Origin of the sequence: Klenkia terrae, assembly GCF_900491935.1 — a bacterium.
GTDB classification, from domain to species: Bacteria; Actinomycetota; Actinomycetes; order Mycobacteriales; family Geodermatophilaceae; genus Klenkia; species Klenkia terrae.
Window position 1 is genome coordinate 2,519,655 of record NZ_UEXK01000004.1, and the last position, 15,912, is coordinate 2,535,566.

At 76.2% G+C, this 15,912-nt stretch carries 13 protein-coding genes; 5 read left to right on the forward strand and 8 right to left on the reverse strand.

Annotated features, from left to right (window positions below):
- Nucleotides 1–66 precede the first annotated feature (66 nt).
- Nucleotides 67–1,278, forward strand: coding sequence for an FAD-binding protein (locus LFA75_RS12790; protein ID WP_225234015.1), 1,212 nt, complete (start codon nt 67–69; stop codon nt 1,276–1,278).
- Here the strand turns inward: LFA75_RS12790 and LFA75_RS12795 are convergent.
- Nucleotides 1,267–2,487: an arginine deiminase gene (locus LFA75_RS12795; RefSeq protein WP_225234016.1), complete on the reverse strand. Its 1,221-nt coding sequence runs from the start codon at nt 2,485–2,487 to the stop codon at nt 1,267–1,269. The genes LFA75_RS12790 and LFA75_RS12795 overlap by 12 nt on opposite strands.
- A 130-nt stretch (nt 2,488–2,617) precedes the next feature.
- Nucleotides 2,618–3,607 (reverse strand): EamA family transporter, encoded by a 990-nt coding sequence (locus tag LFA75_RS12800; protein WP_225234017.1) that lies wholly within the window; start codon nt 3,605–3,607, stop codon nt 2,618–2,620.
- Between the two features lie 72 nt (nt 3,608–3,679).
- On the opposite strand from LFA75_RS12800, the gene LFA75_RS12805 reads away from it, so the two are divergent.
- Nucleotides 3,680–4,582: a LysR family transcriptional regulator gene (locus LFA75_RS12805; protein ID WP_225234018.1), complete on the forward strand. Its 903-nt coding sequence runs from the start codon at nt 3,680–3,682 to the stop codon at nt 4,580–4,582.
- Here LFA75_RS12805 and LFA75_RS12810 read toward each other — a convergent pair.
- Both LFA75_RS12810 and LFA75_RS12815 read right to left on the reverse strand, forming a co-directional pair.
- Nucleotides 4,569–4,910 (reverse strand): STAS domain-containing protein, encoded by a 342-nt coding sequence (locus LFA75_RS12810; RefSeq protein WP_225234019.1) that lies wholly within the window; start codon nt 4,908–4,910, stop codon nt 4,569–4,571. The two genes, LFA75_RS12805 and LFA75_RS12810, sit on opposite strands and share 14 nt — an antisense overlap.
- Before the next feature lie 47 nt (nt 4,911–4,957).
- Nucleotides 4,958–6,643: an FAD-binding oxidoreductase gene (locus LFA75_RS12815; RefSeq protein WP_225234020.1), complete on the reverse strand. Its 1,686-nt coding sequence runs from the start codon at nt 6,641–6,643 to the stop codon at nt 4,958–4,960.
- 145 nt (nt 6,644–6,788) lie between these two features.
- Between LFA75_RS12815 and LFA75_RS12820 the strand changes: the two genes are divergently transcribed.
- Entirely contained in the window at nt 6,789–8,285 is a 1,497-nt protein-coding gene (locus tag LFA75_RS12820) for a glycerol-3-phosphate dehydrogenase/oxidase (protein WP_225234021.1), read from the forward strand.
- Between the two features lie 254 nt (nt 8,286–8,539).
- A complete protein-coding gene (locus LFA75_RS12825) occupies nt 8,540–9,592 on the forward strand; it encodes an IS110 family RNA-guided transposase (RefSeq protein WP_225232357.1) in 1,053 nt (350 codons plus the stop codon).
- Nucleotides 9,593–9,717: 125 nt separating this feature from the next.
- Here the strand turns inward: LFA75_RS12825 and LFA75_RS12830 are convergent, their stop codons facing one another.
- Nucleotides 9,718–10,914, reverse strand: a complete 1,197-nt coding sequence (locus LFA75_RS12830; RefSeq protein ID WP_225234022.1) for an alanine racemase — start codon at nt 10,912–10,914, stop codon at nt 9,718–9,720.
- A gap of 92 nt (nt 10,915–11,006) precedes the next feature.
- On the opposite strand from LFA75_RS12830, the gene LFA75_RS12835 reads away from it, so the two are divergent.
- Nucleotides 11,007–11,798 (forward strand): methyltransferase domain-containing protein, encoded by a 792-nt coding sequence (locus LFA75_RS12835; protein WP_225234023.1) that lies wholly within the window; start codon nt 11,007–11,009, stop codon nt 11,796–11,798.
- Nucleotides 11,799–11,925: 127 nt separating this feature from the next.
- On the opposite strand, the gene LFA75_RS12840 is transcribed toward LFA75_RS12835, so the two are convergent.
- The 3 genes from LFA75_RS12840 to LFA75_RS12850 all read right to left on the reverse strand — a co-directional run bounded on the left by LFA75_RS12840 (nt 11,926) and on the right by LFA75_RS12850 (nt 15,594).
- Nucleotides 11,926–12,258 carry a TfoX/Sxy family protein gene (locus tag LFA75_RS12840; RefSeq protein ID WP_225234024.1) on the reverse strand — a complete coding sequence of 111 codons (333 nt, stop codon included), beginning with the start codon at nt 12,256–12,258 and terminating at the stop codon, nt 11,926–11,928.
- Between the two features lie 49 nt (nt 12,259–12,307).
- The gene (locus LFA75_RS12845) at nt 12,308–14,674 is read right to left on the reverse strand and encodes a putative bifunctional diguanylate cyclase/phosphodiesterase (RefSeq protein ID WP_225234025.1); all 2,367 of its coding nucleotides are present in this window, start codon (nt 14,672–14,674) and stop codon (nt 12,308–12,310) included.
- Nucleotides 14,675–14,835: 161 nt separating this feature from the next.
- Nucleotides 14,836–15,594 carry a MerR family transcriptional regulator gene (locus LFA75_RS12850; protein WP_225234026.1) on the reverse strand — a complete coding sequence of 253 codons (759 nt, stop codon included), beginning with the start codon at nt 15,592–15,594 and terminating at the stop codon, nt 14,836–14,838.
- Nucleotides 15,595–15,912: the final 318 nt, after the last annotated feature.

The following is a 15,912-nucleotide window of genomic DNA, read 5'->3' on the forward strand; positions in this document are numbered from 1 at the left end:
TGGTACGCCTGTACTGAACAGTCGGGCGCCTACGGTGGGGGGACGACCACCCCCAGGAGGACCTGCGTGCAGAGCGACTGGGCGGGGACCTACGAGTTCACCGCCCCGATCCACCGGCCGACCGACGTCGAGCAGCTGCAGGAGGAGGTGGCGCGGGCGACGGCCGTGCGGGCGCTGGGCACCCGGCACACCTTCAACGGGCTGGCCGACTCACCCGGCGTGCTGCTGGACCTGACCGCGCTGCCCGACCGGGTCGACGTCCGAGACGACGGCACGGTCGCGGTGAGCGCCGGGACGACGTTCGGTGCGCTGGCCCGCGAGCTGCAGCGGCACGGGCGGGCTCTGCACACCATGGGCTCCCTGCCGCACATCTCGGTCGGCGGCGCGGTCGCCACCGGGACGCACGGCTCCGGCGACCGGGCCGGTGCGCTGGCCACCGCCGTCCGGGCGTTCACCCTGGTCGGCCCGGACGGCGCGCTGCGCGAGGTCGCCGGAGCCGACGTCGAGGCGCAGGCCGTCGCACTGGGGTCGATCGGCGTGGTCACCGAGTTGGTGCTGGCCACGGAGCCGACCTACCAGGTCCGTCAGGACGTCTACCGCGGCCTGCCCGTCGCCGGCGTCCACGAGGCGTTCGGCGTCGGCGACAGCGTCAGCGCGTTCACCCGCTGGGAGGGCACCGCCGACCTGTGGGTGAAGACCCGGCTCCCGGCCGACGTGCCCGACGAGGTGCTGGGCGCTCCGCGCGACCCGGTGAGCCGGGACCGGATCACCGACGAGATCGTCGGCAACGTGACCCCGCAGGGCGGGGAGCCGGGGCCGTGGCACGAGCGGCTGCCGCACTTCCGGCACGACGCGACCCCCAGCAACGGCGACGAGATCCAGTCGGAGTTCTTCGTCGACCGGGCCGACGCGGCCGCCGCGATCGCCGCCGTGGCGGCCGTGGGCCACCGGATCCGGGAGCACCTGGTGGTCAGCGAGCTGCGCACGGTGGCCGCCGACCGGCTGTGGCTGTCGATGGCGCACGGCCGGGACTCCCTGGCGGTGCACTTCACCTGGCGCAAGACCGCCGGTGCCCGCGAGGTGGGCATCCCGCTGGTGGGCGAGGTGCTCGCCGCGTTCGGCGCGCGTCCGCACTGGGGCAAGGCGCACGCCGGGGCCGACCTGGCCGCGGTCGTGCCCCGGCTGGCCGAGGCCCGGGCGTTGTTCGACGCCCTGGACCCCGGCCGGGTGTTCAGCTCACCGCACGTCGAGGCGCTCGGCGTCCGCTCAGGCCGGTAGGGGGTCGCGGACCACGGGGCAGCTCATGCACCGTGGTCCGCCGCGGCCGCTGCCCAGCTGGTCCCCGGCGATCGCCACGACCTCGATGCCCGCGGCCTCCAGCGCCTTGTTGGTGACCGTGTTGCGCTCGTAGGCCACGGCGAGGCGGGGGCCCAGGGCGAGGGTGTTGTTGCCGTCGTCCCACTGCTCGCGCTCGGCGGTGACCGGGTCCAGCCCGGTGTCGATCAGCCGGAGCCGGTCGATGCCCATGGCCGCCGACGCGGCGGTGAGGAACGGGGCCGGTCCGCTGACCTGCAGGTCGACGGTGTCGTCGTCGTCGGGCAGGTCGGCCCCGGCGCGCACCGTCCAGGCGACGAGGGTGTCGGCCACCGCGGGGTACATGACCATCGCGTCGACGTCGACCATCGTGGCGATGGTGTCCAGGTGCATGGTGGCCCGCTCCTGCGCGATCGGTACCACCAGCACCGTGTGCGCCAGCCCGCGGGCGAAGACCCGGCGGGCCAGCCGCTCGGCCCCGCCGGCTGTCGTCCGCTCGCCGACGCCCACGGCCAGCACGCCGGGCGCCAGCGCCAGCACGTCGCCGCCCTCCAGGTGCTCCAGGGACGGGTCGTACAGCCGCTGCGGCCCGCCGAAGCGGGGGTGGTGCTGGTAGATCGCCCCGGTGATCGTGGACTCCCGGTGCCGCGCGGGCATAGCCAGCGAGGTGATCGCCACCTGGTCGCCCACCCAGACGCTGGAGTCGCGGGTGAACAGCAGGTTCGGCAGCGGCCGGACGACGAAGTCGCCCTGGCCCATCAGCTCCCAGGCCAGCCCGCGGGCGCCGGGGAGCTCGTCGTGGGCGAGCCCGCCGATCAGCGCCGCGGCCAGGTCGGTCGAGGCCAGCCCGGACAGGTGGTCCACGCAGGCGTGCTGCAGGGTGGCCCCGATCCGCGGGTCGTCCACCGCCGCGGCGACCAGCTGCTCCCGGGCCGCCGGCACGTCGAGCACCTCGGCCAGCAGCCGGTCGACGTAGAGCACCTCGACCCCGCGCTCGGTCAGCGCGCCGGCGAAGGCGTCGTGCTCCTCCTGCGCGCGGGCCACCCACGGCACGCCGTCGAAGAGCAGCTCGTCGTTGTTGCGCGGCGTCAGCCGGCGCAGCTCGGCGCCGGGCCGGTGCAGGACGACGGTGCGCAGCCGGCCGACCTCGCTGGTCACCAGGGGGGAACTCATGGGGGAACGATCCCAGACGGGGCAGACTGTCCCGGTGGAGCCCGAGGAGCAGCAGCAGCAACCCGCTTGGTTCGTCGTCGTCCTGGGCCTGGGGCTGGCCGTCGCGGTGGCCGCGATCTGCTTCTTCGCCCTAGCGGCCCTGGGAGCCCAGCAGGTCGGGACGGGCTTCGTCGTCCTGGTCGGGGTGCTCTCGGCCGTCGTCGGCGGCTTCGCCTCCCGCAGCCTGGCCGACAAGCTGCCCCCGGTGCGCCGGACGCGCTGACCCGACCAGCACCCCGGCGACCACCAGCGCCCCCCAGGCCAGCTCGGGGGCCGACGTCGGCTCGCCGAGCAGCGCCCAGGCGGCGCCGATGCCCACCACCGGGACCAGCATCGAGAACGGCGCCACCGCCGACGACGGGTTGCGGCTCATCAGGGCCGCCCACAGTCCCGAGCCCAGCAGGGTGCCCACCAGGACGGTGTAGACCAGCCCACCCAGGGCGAGCAGGCCGGGGGTCGACGTCAGCCCGGTGAACCCCTGGCCGATCCGCGCCGGGCCCTCGACCAGCAGCGACGCCGCCAGCATCGGCAGCGGCGGCACCACCGACATCCACAGCGTGAGGCGCAGCGGGTGGGGTGCCCGGGCCTGCCGGGTGGCCAGGTTCCCCAGCGCCCAGCCGAGCCCGCCGCACAGCGTCAGCAGCACCGGCAGCAGCAAGGTGCCGCCGTCGACCTCGGCCCGGTGCACCGCGATGCCGCCCAGCCCGACCAGCGCGACGGCCACGCCCAGGCCCTGCCGGCCGGTGAGCCGCTCGCGCAGCAGGACGCCGGCCAGCAGCACGGTGAACGGCGCCGAGGACTGCAGCACCAGCGAGGCCAGCCCGGTCGGCATGCCGACCGCCATCGCCAGGTAGAGGAAGAGGAACTGCAGGACGCCGAACCCCACCCCGTAGCCGAGCACCCAGCGCCACGGGACGCCCGGGCGGGGAACCAGCAGCACCGTCGGGACGGCGATGACCGCGAACCGGAGGGCGACGAGGAAGAACGGCGGGAACTGCTCGAGCGACAGGTGGATGGCCACGAAGTTCAGGCCCCAGCAGACGGCGACGACGCAGGCCAGCAGGCGGTCACGGGTGCTCACACCGGTCACCCTGCGGCCCTCGGGCGTGCAGCACCAGCGAATGCTGCTCACCTGTCGATGTAGCGTCGCTTCATGGACGTTCGGGCGTTGCAGACCCTGCGCGCGGTGCGCACCCAGGGCGGGGTGACCGGGGCGGCCGCCGTCCTGCACCTCACGCCGTCCGCGGTGTCCCAGCAGCTGGCCGGGCTCACCCGGGACGCCGGGGTCCCGCTGACCGAGCGGGTCGGCCGCGGGCTGCGGTTGACCGCGGCCGGCGACGCGCTGGCCGACGCCGCCCTCGACGTGGCCGTCGCCCTGGAGCGAGCCCGCAGCGCTTGCGCGGAGTTCGCCGGCTCGCCGACCGGCACGGTGCGGGTGTCGGCGTTCCAGAGCGCGGCCCGGCTGCTGCTGCCCGGCCTGCTCACCCGGGTCGCGGCCCGCGGCGGCATCGCCGTGGAGTGCGCGGACGAGGACGTCGCACAGGACGCCTTCCCTGCGTTGGCCGACCGGCACGACGTGGTCGTGGCGCACCGGCCGGCCGAGGGCCCGGCGGGATGGGGCGACGGCGTGCGGGTGGTCCCGCTGCTGCGCGAGCCGATGGACGTCGCCGTCCCCGTCGACTCACCGCTCGCCGCCCGGGCGGCACTGGCCCCGGCCGACCTCGACGGCGCCGGGTGGATCGCCGTGCGCGAGGGGTTCCCGGTGGCCCGGGTGCTCGACGACATCGGGGTCCGGGCGGGCACCGTGCCGCGGGTGGTGCAGCGGATCAACGACTTCCACGTCGTGGAGGCGCTGGTGGCCGCCGGGCACGGGATTGCGCTGCTGCCGCGCTACAGCTGCGGGGGGCACCCCGGGGTGCGGCTGGTCCCGCTCGCCGGCGTGCGGGCCGGGCGGCAGGTGGACGCCCTCGTCCGTCCGGACGTCGCCGAGCGCCGGGTGGTGGGCGTCGTGCTCGACGAGTTGGTGGCGCTGGCCGCCGAGCTCAGGCGGGCGTGACGGGGGCCGGCACCGAGCGGAACACCCGGTTCAGCCCGGTCTGGTTGAGCAGCAGCCGCAGCGACGTCGGGGGCTCGATGACCTCGAGCTCGGCGCCGGCCCGCTTCTGCTTGCGGGCCAGGTGCACCATCAGCTCCAGCCCGGCCGAGCTCATGAAGGTGACCTCGCGGGCGTCGACGCGACTGGGCCAGTCGGCCGGGCGCACCATCAACCGGAAGTGCCGGACGACGTCCTTGTCGATCTCGCCGGTGAACACGAGCAGCTGCCCGTCGTCGGCGAGCTCGATGGATCCGTGCCCGGGCGCGCTGTTCTCGACGTCCTGGCTCATGGGCGGCACTGTGTCCACGCTGGGCCCACGCCAAACCCGACACGCGGTCAGGACGGCAGCAGCACCCCCGGGTTGCAGATGCCGGCGGGGTCCAGCGTGGCCTTGACCGCCCGCAGCACGTCGACCCCGCGCGGGCCGATCTCGCGGTCCAGCCACGGCCGGTGGTCCGCGCCGACCGCGTGGTGGTGGGTCAGCGTGCCGCCGGCGGCCAGCACCGCGTCGGTCGCGGCCCGCTTGGCGGTCAGCCACTGCTGGATCGGCAGGTCGTCGTCCCGGTCGGCCAGCACGGTCAGGTACAGCGAGCCGCCGGTGGCGTAGCCGTGGGACAGGTGGGTCATCACCAGCGGCTGCGTGCCGGGGGTGGACAGCGCCTCCCGCAGCGCCCGCCGGGCGGCGTCGTAGACCGTCGGCAGCGCGCTCCAGGTGGCCGCGGTCTCCAGCGTCTCCACCAGCAGGCCGACGTCCAGCAGCCGGTCCCGCAGGTAGGGGGCCTCGAACCGGTGCCGCTCCCAGGACTCGCCGACCCGGGTGCCGGCGCGCTTGCCGCCGTCCTCGCGCAGCAGCGAGGTGGCCGCGCGCTGCCGGGCCCGGACGATCGTCGGGAGCCCCTGCCAGCCGACCACCAGCAGGCAGCCGTCGCCGTGGCCGCGGCCGCGCAGGGCGCCGCGCAGCGCCCGGGCGCCGGCCCCGCTGGCCAGCATCAGGTTGGCCCGGGTCTCGTCGGGGTCGCTGAGCCGGACGACGTCGGGCAGCAGGTCGTGCCGGGCCAGCCGCTGCAGGGCGGCCAGGCCGGCGGCCCAGCTGCGGAAGGACCAGCCCTCGTACTCCTCGGTGCGCGGGCGGGGCCGCACCCGCACGGTGACCTCCGTGATCACGCCGAGGGTGCCCTCGGAGCCCAGGGCGAGCCCGAGCAGGTCCGGGCCGGCCGCGGACGCCGGGGCGTGGCCCAGCTCCAGCACCCCGGTCGGGGTGGCGAGGGTCAGCCCGGTGACCAGCTCGTCGAAGCGGCCGATCCCGGTCGAGGCCTGGCCGGCGCTGCGGGTGGCCGCGTAGCCGCCCAGGGTGGCGAACTCCCAGCTCTGCGGCAGGTGGCCCAGCGTCAGGTCGTGCTCGGCGAGGGCGTCCTCCAGGGCCGGCCCGCGCATGCCGGGGCCCGCGGTGACCAGCGAGGACGGGACGTCGACCGACACCACCCCGGCCATCCGGGACAGGTCGACCACGACCACCGGCCGGTCGTCGACGTCGGTGCCCGACAGCCCGCCGACCACGCTGGTGCCCCCGCCGAAGGGGACGACGACCACCCCGTGCCGGGTGCACAGCTCGAGCAGCGCGGCGGTCTGCGCGGTGTCGGCCGGGGTGAGGACGGCGTCCGGCGCGTCCGTGGCGTCCCCCGACCGCCGGCGCAGCAGGTCCAGGTAGCTCTTGCCCCCGGTGCGGCGCAGCCGGGAGTCCCGGTCGTCGCGGACGTTCTCCAGCCCGAGCAGGGTGACCAGCTCGGCGCGCACCGGCACCGGCAGCCGGCTGGGCGCCAGCTCGATCGAGTCGACCGGCACCGGCGGGGTGCTGCGCGGGGTCCAGCCCAGTTCGCGGGCCAGGTGCTTGCGGGCCGCCTTGGGCAGCGTGCGCTTGACCGCGGCGTCGGCGGTCAGCTCCAGCGCCCCGTCGGCCACGTGCGCGACGCGGGTCCCCGGGGGACCCCAGCCCTGGATGGTCAGTTCGGGTTGCTCGGCCACCGGGACAGTCTGCCCGCTCCGGCCGGCTCGTCCGCCGTCCCGCGCCCTGCCGTCCGGCCGGCTCCTCCGGCATGGGAACCCCTGCACCCCTCCCGGGCCCCGTGAGGGGGTGCAAGGGTTCCCATGCCTGGGAAGGTGGGCGATCGTGACGGGAACCCGGCTGGACGCCGACCGACGCAGCCGCGACCTCGACCGGCTCGGGGCGCGGGTCGACGTCCTCGTCGTGGGCGGCGGGGTGACCGGCGCGGGGGTGGCGCTGGACGCGGCGTCCCGCGGGCTGTCCGTGCTGCTGTGCGAGCGCGCCGACCTGGCCGCGGGCACCAGCCGCTGGTCGTCGAAGCTGGTGCACGGCGGGCTGCGCTACCTGGCCCACGGCGAGGTCGGGCTGGCCCGGGAGTCCGCCCGGGAGCGCGCCGTCCTCATGGGCGTCACCGCGCCGCACCTGGTCGCGCCGCTGCCGTTCTGCGTGCCCGACGCCGCCGGGCGGGACGTCGCCGCGGTCGCTGGCCTGGGCGGCGTGCTCGGCGACGCGGTGCGGACGTCGGTGCGCGGCGGTCGCGGGTCGCTCCCGCGGGCCCGCCGGGTGGACGCCGACCAGGTGGCGGCCTGGCTGCCCGCCGTCCGGCCCGGGGGCGGTGGGGTGGCGTTCTGGGACGGCCAGCTGGTGGACGACGCCCGGCTGGTGGTGGCGCTGGCCCGCACGGCCGCCGGGTACGGGGCCGCCGTCCTGACCGGGGCGACCGTGGTCGGGGTGGCCGGCCGCACCGCGACCGTCGAGGTCGACGGACGGCGGGTGGACGTCGAGGCCGGCGTGGTGGTCAACGCCGCGGGCGTCTGGTCGGCCGGTCTGGACGACGGGATCCGGCTGGTGCCGTCGCGGGGGTCGCACCTGGTGGTCAGGTCGGCCCGGCTGGGCGACCCCACCGCCGCGCTGACCGTGCCGCTGCCGGGCTCCCGGTCCCGCTACGTGTTCGCGCTGCCGCAGGACACCGGGCTGGTGTTCGTGGGGATCACCGACGAGCCGGTCGAGGGGCCGGTGCCCGACGACGACCCGCAGCCCTCGCCCGCCGAGGTCGACCAGCTGCTCGGCACGGTGAACCGGGTGCTGGCCGACCCGCTGACCCCCGCCGACGTGGTCGGCGCCTACGCGGGCCTGCGGCCCCTCGTGCTGCCCGCGTCGGCGGGCACCGGCCCGGGGGACGCGACCGCTGACCTGTCCCGCAAGCACCTGCTGCACCGGTCGGGGTCGGTGCTGACCGTGGTGGGCGGGAAGCTGACCACCTACCGGGCGATGGCCGAGGAGACGGTGGACGCCGTCGTCGCGCACCTGGGCCGGGGAGCCACCCGGTCGGTCACCGCGCGGCTGCCGCTGGTCGGCGCCGCCCCGCGGCGGGTGCTGGACCGGGTCGCGGCCCCCGCCCGGCTGGTCGCCCGGTACGGCACCGAGGCGCCGGCCGTGCTGGCGCTGGGGACGGAACCGGTGGCGCCGGGCAGGCCCGAGACGGTGGGGGAGCTGCGCTTCGCGGTGGCCGCCGAGGGCGCCCGCACGGTCGCCGACCTCCTCGACCGCCGCACGAGGATCGGCCTGGTGCCCGCCGACCGCACCGCGGCCGTGCCAGCCGCGGCGTCCGCCCTCACCTGACTGTGAGGCTGGCAGGGTCGGCTCATCGGTGATGGGCTGATGGCTGGCAGCAGTGGGCGTGACCCTTCGCCTGACTGGCTTCGTGCCTTCGACGGGACTTGTCCGTCTGCTGCTGCCGGCACCGGCCCGGCCGGAGACGTTGGCCTGATCAGGAGCTTGACCGCCAGTTGACGCTGGCGTGTCTCATCACAGTCCTGCCATCTCCGCACCGGACCGGGACCTGCACGCGTCGCCCCGGTCAAGGAGAACAACGCATGTCCATGTTGGCAGAACTGGTCGAGGTCGTCATCGGCGTCGACACCCACAGCCAGACCCACACCGCCGCCGTTGTCGAGGTGGCCACCGGCGGGGTGCTGGCCCGGGCCACGGTGCCCGCCGACCCCGACGGCTACGCCGAACTGCTCGCCCTGGCCGAGCAGCACCCGGGCCTGCGGGCCTGGGCGATGGAAGGAGCCGGCGGCTACGGCGCCGGCCTGGCCCGCCACCTGGCCGAGGTCGGTGAGTGGGTGGTGGAGCTGGACCGCCCCAAGCGCCCGGCGCGGCGTGCCGGGGCCAAGTCCGACCCCATCGACGCCGAGCGCGCCGCCCGGGACGCGCTGGCCCGTACCCAGCTGGCCGCACCCAAGACCGGCCCCGAGCGGGCCGCGCTGCAGATGCGGCTGACCGCCCGACGGATGGCAGTCCAAGCCGCCACCGACGCCGGCCGGCAACTGCTTGCCATGGTCATCACCGCACCAGAGGTCGTGCGCGCCCGGTTCCGCGGCCAGTCCACTCGCACCATGATCACCACCGCCGCAGCGCTACGACCAGGTGCCAGCAGTGGCGCCATCGACGTGCTCACCGCGCTGACGGTGCTGCGGGACCTGGCCCGCCGCGTCCGGTTCCTCGAAGCCGAAGCGCTCGAGCACGAGAAGGCGATCCGGGCCGTCGTGCGCTCCTGGCGACCGGACCTGCTCGAGGTCAGCGGGGTCGGCCCCATCGTGGCCGCCACAGTGCTCACCGCCTGGTCCCACCCGGGGCGTTGCCGCAGCGACGCCGCCTTCGCGATGCTCGCCGGCACCGCACCGATCCCCGCGTCTTCGGGCAAGACGGTGCGCTACCGGCTCAACCGCTCCGGGGACCGCCAACTCAACCGCGCCCTGCACACCGTGGCCCTCAGCCGCCTGCAACGGGACGAGCGCACCCGCGCCTACGCCGACCGCCGCCGAGCCCAAGGCAAGACCGACCGGGAGATCAAACGCTGCCTCAAGCGCTACATCGCCCGAGAACTCTTCCGACGCCTGGAATCAGCACCGGCTGCGGCTTGACGAACCATAGGAGCGTCCCCCGCCCGCCCCCTCCACCGCGGTGATCATGGGGTTGTGGCCGGTGGACGCGCCGTCCCCGCGTGTCGGACGAGCGACACCTCCATGATCACCGGCGTGGAGGGTGGTCAGAGGAAGGCTTTGCCCTCCCCGCGGTAGGTAGGGGCCTCGCCGACCACCTGGTCGCCGGACACCAGGTGGAGGGTGTTCACCCGCTCGCAGAGCTCGCCGGCCTTGGCGTGCCGGAACCAGATCCGGTCGCCCAGCCGCAGCCCGGGGGCCGGGGCGCCCAGCAGGGGGGTCTGCGCCTCGCCGGCGCCCTCGCGCGGGTTGTACCGCAGACCCGGCGGCCAGGCGATCGTCGGCTGCCGGTCGGCGCCGGGGGGACCGGAGGCGATCCACCCGCCGCCCAGTGCGGTCGCCACCCGGGACGAGGGCCGGCGCACCACCGGCTGCACGAAGTAGGCCGCCGGGCGGGCCCGGAACCGGCGGTAGGAGTCGAACAGGGCCGGGGCGTACAGGCCCGACCCCGCGGCGACCTCGGTGACGGCGGGCTCGGCGGAGGTGGCCTCAACGGAGCCCGTGCCGCCGCCGTTGACGAAGCGCAGCGGGGCCAGCACGGACACCGCGGCGACCACCTCGGCCCGCCGCCGGGCCAGCTCCCGGCTCGACGCACGTTGCATCGCCCGCACCGTGGCTTGGCGGAGCGGGTTCGCGACGACGTCCCCCACCCCGGCGACCTGGCCCTCGTAGGCCATCAGCCCGTCCAGACGCAACCACGGCCGGTCGAGGACCGCGCGGGCCAGCGCCACCGCCTGGGCGGGGGTGCGGACGGGGGAGCGCAGCGGGCCCAGGTGCACCCGGCCGCCGAGCAGCTCGAGCGCGGCGTCGAGGTCCAGGCACACCTTGACCGGGGCGGCGGGGGACCGGCCGACCGCGTGCTCGACGACGTCCAGGGACTCGACGGAGTCGACCATCAGCGTCACCCGGGCGGCCAGCGCGGGGTCGGCGGCCAGCGCGGCGATCGCGTCGGTGTCGACGCTGGGGTAGCCCACGACGACGTCGTCGTGCTCGCCGGCCAGCCAGAGCGCCTCGGGCAGGGTGAGCGCCAGGATCCCGGCGAAGCCGGGCCGGTCCAGGGCGCGGGCGGTCAGCGGGCGGCACCGGACGGACTTGCTGGCCAGCCTGATCGCCGTGCCGGGGGCGGCACGGGCCACAAGGGCGTCGGCGTTGGCGTCGAAGGCGTCCAGGTCCACGACGGCGAACGGCGGCTGCAGGTCGGCGGTGGCCGCCCGCAGGACGGCCAACCGGTCGGAGGTGCTCATGCCCCGGATCGTCGCACGCCCGGCTGGCGGCTATCCCGACCAGTGAGACGGTGTGTTCATTGAGTGGGATGGGCCGGGTGCACGATGACGACGTGGACACCTACACCCACGGCCATGCCGACGCCGTCCTGCAGTCCCACCGCTGGCGCACCGCGGAGAACTCCGCCGGGTACCTGCTGCCGCACCTGCGCCCGGGTCTCGACCTGCTCGACGTGGGGTGCGGGCCCGGCACGATCACCGTCGACCTGGCCCGCCGCGTGGCGCCGGGCCGGGTGCTGGGGGTCGACGTCACCGAGGCGCCGCTGGCCGAGGCCCGTGCGCGGGTGGACGGCGAGCAGGTCGAGTTCGCCGTGGGCGACGTCTACGCACTCGACCTGCCCGACGACTCCTTCGACGTGGTGCACGCCCACCAGGTGCTGCAGCACCTGACCGACCCGGTGGCCGCGCTGCGGGAGATGGCGCGGGTCTGCCGGCCCGGCGGGCTGCTCGCCGTCCGGGAGGTCGACTACGCGGCCACCACCTGGTTCCCGGCCGACGAGGGCCTCGACCGCTGGCTGGACCTCTACCACCGGGTCGCCCGCCGCAACGACGCCGAGCCCGACGCCGGTCGCCGCCTGCGGGCCTGGGCGCACGCCGCCGGCCTGCGCGACCTGACCGCCTCGGCGTCCACCTACTGCTACGCCGACGACGCGGAGCGGCGCTGGTGGGGGGACTCCTGGGCCGGCCGGGCCACCGCCTCGGCGTTCGCCGAGCAGGCGGTGGCCTACGGACGGGCCACCGCGGCCGAGCTGGCCGAGGTCGCCGCCGCCTGGCAGCGCTGGGCCGGCGCCGACGACGGCTGGCTGGGCATGCTGCACGGCGAGCTGCTGGTCCGGGTCGGGTAGCCGCTCAAGCCCGCGCCCCGGCCGGCCGATCAGGTCCAGGACGACGTCGCCACTGAGCCGGGTTACCGGTCGGCTCAGCGGCGGCCCGTCTGGCCGGGCGAGCACCCGCCCGGCGCCGGCGGCTCCGTCAGGTCGGCAGCGAGCCCGCCGCGGCCGACCGGCCCACCGCCACCCACTCCCGCAGGGACGACTCGTCGTCGGCGGCCGCGTCGTCGACCCGCAGCCAGCCGGCCATCTCACGGCCGCGCATCACCATGCGCTGGACGCCGGGCCGGGCGACCAGCTCGTCGGCCAGGGCCGGGTCGCAGCGGACCATCAGCCCGCCGCGTCCGCTGGCGGCCACCGCCAGGGCGCCGTCCACCAGGAAGGCCAGGCCGCCGAACATCCGCTTCTCCGACACCCGGGGCGTGGTCGACAGCGCCGCGCGCAGGCGGTCGGCGAGCTCCTCGTCGTAGGGCACCCGCGCAGGATGGCCCGATCCCGGGCGCGCGGGCAAGGCCCGCCGGGGGTCAGCTGCGGGGGAGCGGGAGGCCCAGGTCCAGCGTGCCCACCCAGCCGTGCACGGGCAGCGGGTGGCCGGTGAGCCAGCCCTGGACGGCGTCGCAGCCCAGCCGGTGCAGCAGCTCCAGGTCGGCCGGTTCCTCGATGCCCTCGGCCAGCGCCGACAGCCCCAGGTCGTGGGCCAGCCGGATGCTGTGCCCGACGATGACCGCGGCGGCCGGGTCGGCCGAGATGCCGGCGGTCAGCGAGCGGTCGAACTTGACCTCGTCGATAGGCAACCGGTGCAGGTAGGCCAGCGAGCTGTAGCCGGTGCCGTAGTCGTCCACCGCGATCCGCAGGCCGATGGAGCGCAGCGCGGTGAGGGTCTGCAGCGCCCGGTCCGGGTCCAGCATGAGGGTGTCCTCGACCACCTCGACGGTGAGCGCGCGGGCGGGCAGGCCGTGCCGGTCCAGGGCGTCGGCGATCCGGTGCGGCAGCAGCTCGTCGTCCAGGTCAGTGGCGCTCAGGTTGACCGCGACCGGCACCTCGCGGTCGGCCCACCACCCGGCGGCGGCGTGCAGCGCCAGGTCCAGGACCCGCTCGGTGACCGCGTCGGACAGGTGGCCGTGCTCGGCGGCGCGCAGCACCTCACCGGGCCCGAGCAGGCCGCGGGTCGGGTGCGCCCAGCGCAGCAGGGCCTCGCAGCCCACGACGGTGGCCACCGAGCCGGTGCCGGTCCCGGCGATCCGGTGCTGGGGCTGGAAGTGCAGCAGCAGCTGGTCGTCGGCGGCGAGCGCGGCGTGCAGGTCGTCGACCCAGGCAAGCACCGAGTCCTGGGTGGTCTGGCTGCAGCTGCCGGCGTCGTGCACGGCGGTGCCGCTGGTGCTGGCCTGCGCCTGCGCGAGCGCCTGGTCCGCGCACCGCAGCAGGCCGTCGGTCGAGGGCCCCCCGGAGCCGCCCAGGGCGTCGCGCAGCAGGTGGCTGACCGCCGTCCCCACGTTGACGGTGAGGTGCAGGCGGTGCCGGTCCAGGTCGAACGGGCGGCCCAGCACGTCGCGGACCTGGGCGGCCAGCAGCGAGGCCCGGGCCGGGTCGTCCCCGAGGAAGGCCAGGGCGTAGTCGTCGCCGTCGATCCGGGCGACCACGGTGCCCGGGGCGGCGAGCTCGGTCAGCTGGGCGGCGACCCGCTGCAGCACCCGGTCCCCGGTCTCGTGGCCGGCCTCCTCGTTGATCCGGCGGAAGCCGTCCAGGTCCACGGCCAGCACGGTGACCGGCTCCGGCCCGACCAGCCAGTGGTCCACCCGGGCGGCCAGGCCGCGCCGGTTGGGCAACCGGGTGAGCGGGTCGGTGAAGGCGTCCTCGAGCTGCTCCAGCGCCGTGCGGGCCACCCGGACGGTCACCTGGAACCGGATCGCGACGACGCCCAGGCAGCCCGCCGCGGCCAGCACCTGCAGCAGCGCCCACCCGGCGGGGACGGGGGCCACCGCGGAGATGACCAGGGCGAGCAGGTTCGCGCCGGTGCCGGCGAAGGGCAGCACGGTGGACCAGGCGCGCAGCCGGTCCACCGCGCCCAGCGGGACCACCGCGGCGGTGCCGCCCACCGGCCGGGTCACCGCGGCGGCCAGCGCCAGGCAGGCGGCGGCGGTGAGCAGGTAGGCGGCGGGCGGGGAGAGGGCACCGCCGCGGTGCACGGAGTACCCGGCGGTGAGGTCGGCGGCCAGCACCAGGGCGGCGCCCAGCAGCACCGGCAGCACGACGCCGTGCCGGCTCGGGCGCAGCACGGAGAACAGGGCCACCGCGCCGGCCACCAGGACGACGTCGACGCCGGTGAGGACGAGCACCACCCGGGTCGCGAGGTCGGTGCCGTCGTCCCCGATGCCGATCAGCACGACGGTGCCGGCGACGGCGCTCAGGCCCAGCGTCGTGCTGACGGCGTCCAGGCCGAGGCCGGCGACGACGAGTCGGCCGCGCAGCGGGAGGACCAGGGACAGCAGCAGGACGGCGACGCCGAGCTGGCCGGTGAGGTGCAGGCCGTCGAGGACCCAGGTGCCGGGCCCGCGGTGCTCGGGGTGGCTGAGCCGGCCGGCGACCGCGGCGACGGCGAGGGCGGCGAGGCCGACGCCCAGGGCGGTGCGGGGGACGGCGCCGGGGGAGCCCGGCTGCCGGTCGCGCAGCGCCACCAGGGCCGCCAGGCCGTGCACGCCGCCGAGGACGGCGACGTCCAGGGCGACCCGCCAGGGAGCCTGGGCCGGGGTCGTGGCCAGCACGGCGGCCCAGGCGACCAGCACCACGGCCGTCGCGCGGAGCACCCGGCCCGAGGTCGCCCGGTGCAGACCGGGCCGGCGGAGGGGTGGCGCGGCCACGACCGGGGGTGCGGTCGAGGGCGGCGCGGTCACCGGGTGCCGGTGCGGCGGTGCGTGCGGTGCATCGTCGCCCTCCCCGGTCGGGCGAGCCGCAGGGTGCGGCTCGCCCGACGGTTGTCGGTGCGGCGGTGGCCCGGGTTGACCGGTACGGGGTCGTCCCACCCCCGGCGGGTGAGAACGACTCCGTTCCGGTTCTAGGCCTGGCGGGCGGCGTTGGCCACGCAGGCCGTGCCCACGTACCGGGCCAGGCCCGGGGCGATCGCCTCGTAGTACGCGGTGAACCGCTCGTCGGCCACGTACATCTCGCCCAGGCCGGCGTGCATCTCCGGCGAGCAGTCGTAGAACCGGCGGCTGATGTGCTGCCGGTGCTCCTCGGCCAGGTCCATCGCGCGCTCGTCGTCGGCCGGGGCGCCCTCGGTCATCGCGGCGGCGAACCGGCGCTCGACGTCGTCGGACTCGGCCTTGACGTCCAGCCAGTCCTGCTTGGTGTAGCCCGACGTCCGGCTCTGGGACTGCGCCCAGGCCTCCGTCTCGCCCCACCGCTGCTCGGCCTCGTCGGCGTACTCCTCGGGGAGCCAGTCCCCGAACACCTCGAGCTTCTCCTCCGGTGTCATCGCCATGCCCATCGAGCGTGCCTCCATCTCCTTCTCCACGGCCTGCACCATCTGGTCGGTCCGGTCCCGCTGCTCCAGGAGCAGCCGGTGCTGCCGCCGCAGGTGCTCACCCGCGTCGACGTCCGGGTCGTCCAGCAGTGCACCGATCTCCTCGAGGCCGAAGCCGAGCCCGCGGTAGAGCAGCACCTGGCGCAACCGGTCCACGTCGTGCAGGTCGTAGACCCGGTAGCCCGCCGGGGTGCGGCCGGACGGGGTCAGCAACCCGATCCGGTCGTAGTGGTGCAGCGTGCGCACCGTGACCCCGGCCATCGCGGCCAGCTCACCCACCGTGTGGCTCATGCCTCCTCCTCCCTGACACCGACGATGGAAGTGCCTGACGCCGCGTCAGGGTCAACACCCTTCTCGTCGGCCCCCTCGCAGGGGCCCGCGCCGCGCGGAGCGTGGGGTGGGGGGCGAGGGGGTCCTTCTCACAGCCGCGGCGGGTCCCCCGCACGTCGCCGCGGCCGCCCGGCCCCCGCCTGACGGACCGCAGCCGGTCCCCGCCCACCCGGTTCCCCGCCAGGGCCAGGCCCTGCCTCTCTTACCCAGCCGGCGCTCCCGACGCGACTTCCGGCTCTGATGCACGGTCTCCGCGCGCCCTCCCCGTCACTCATCCGT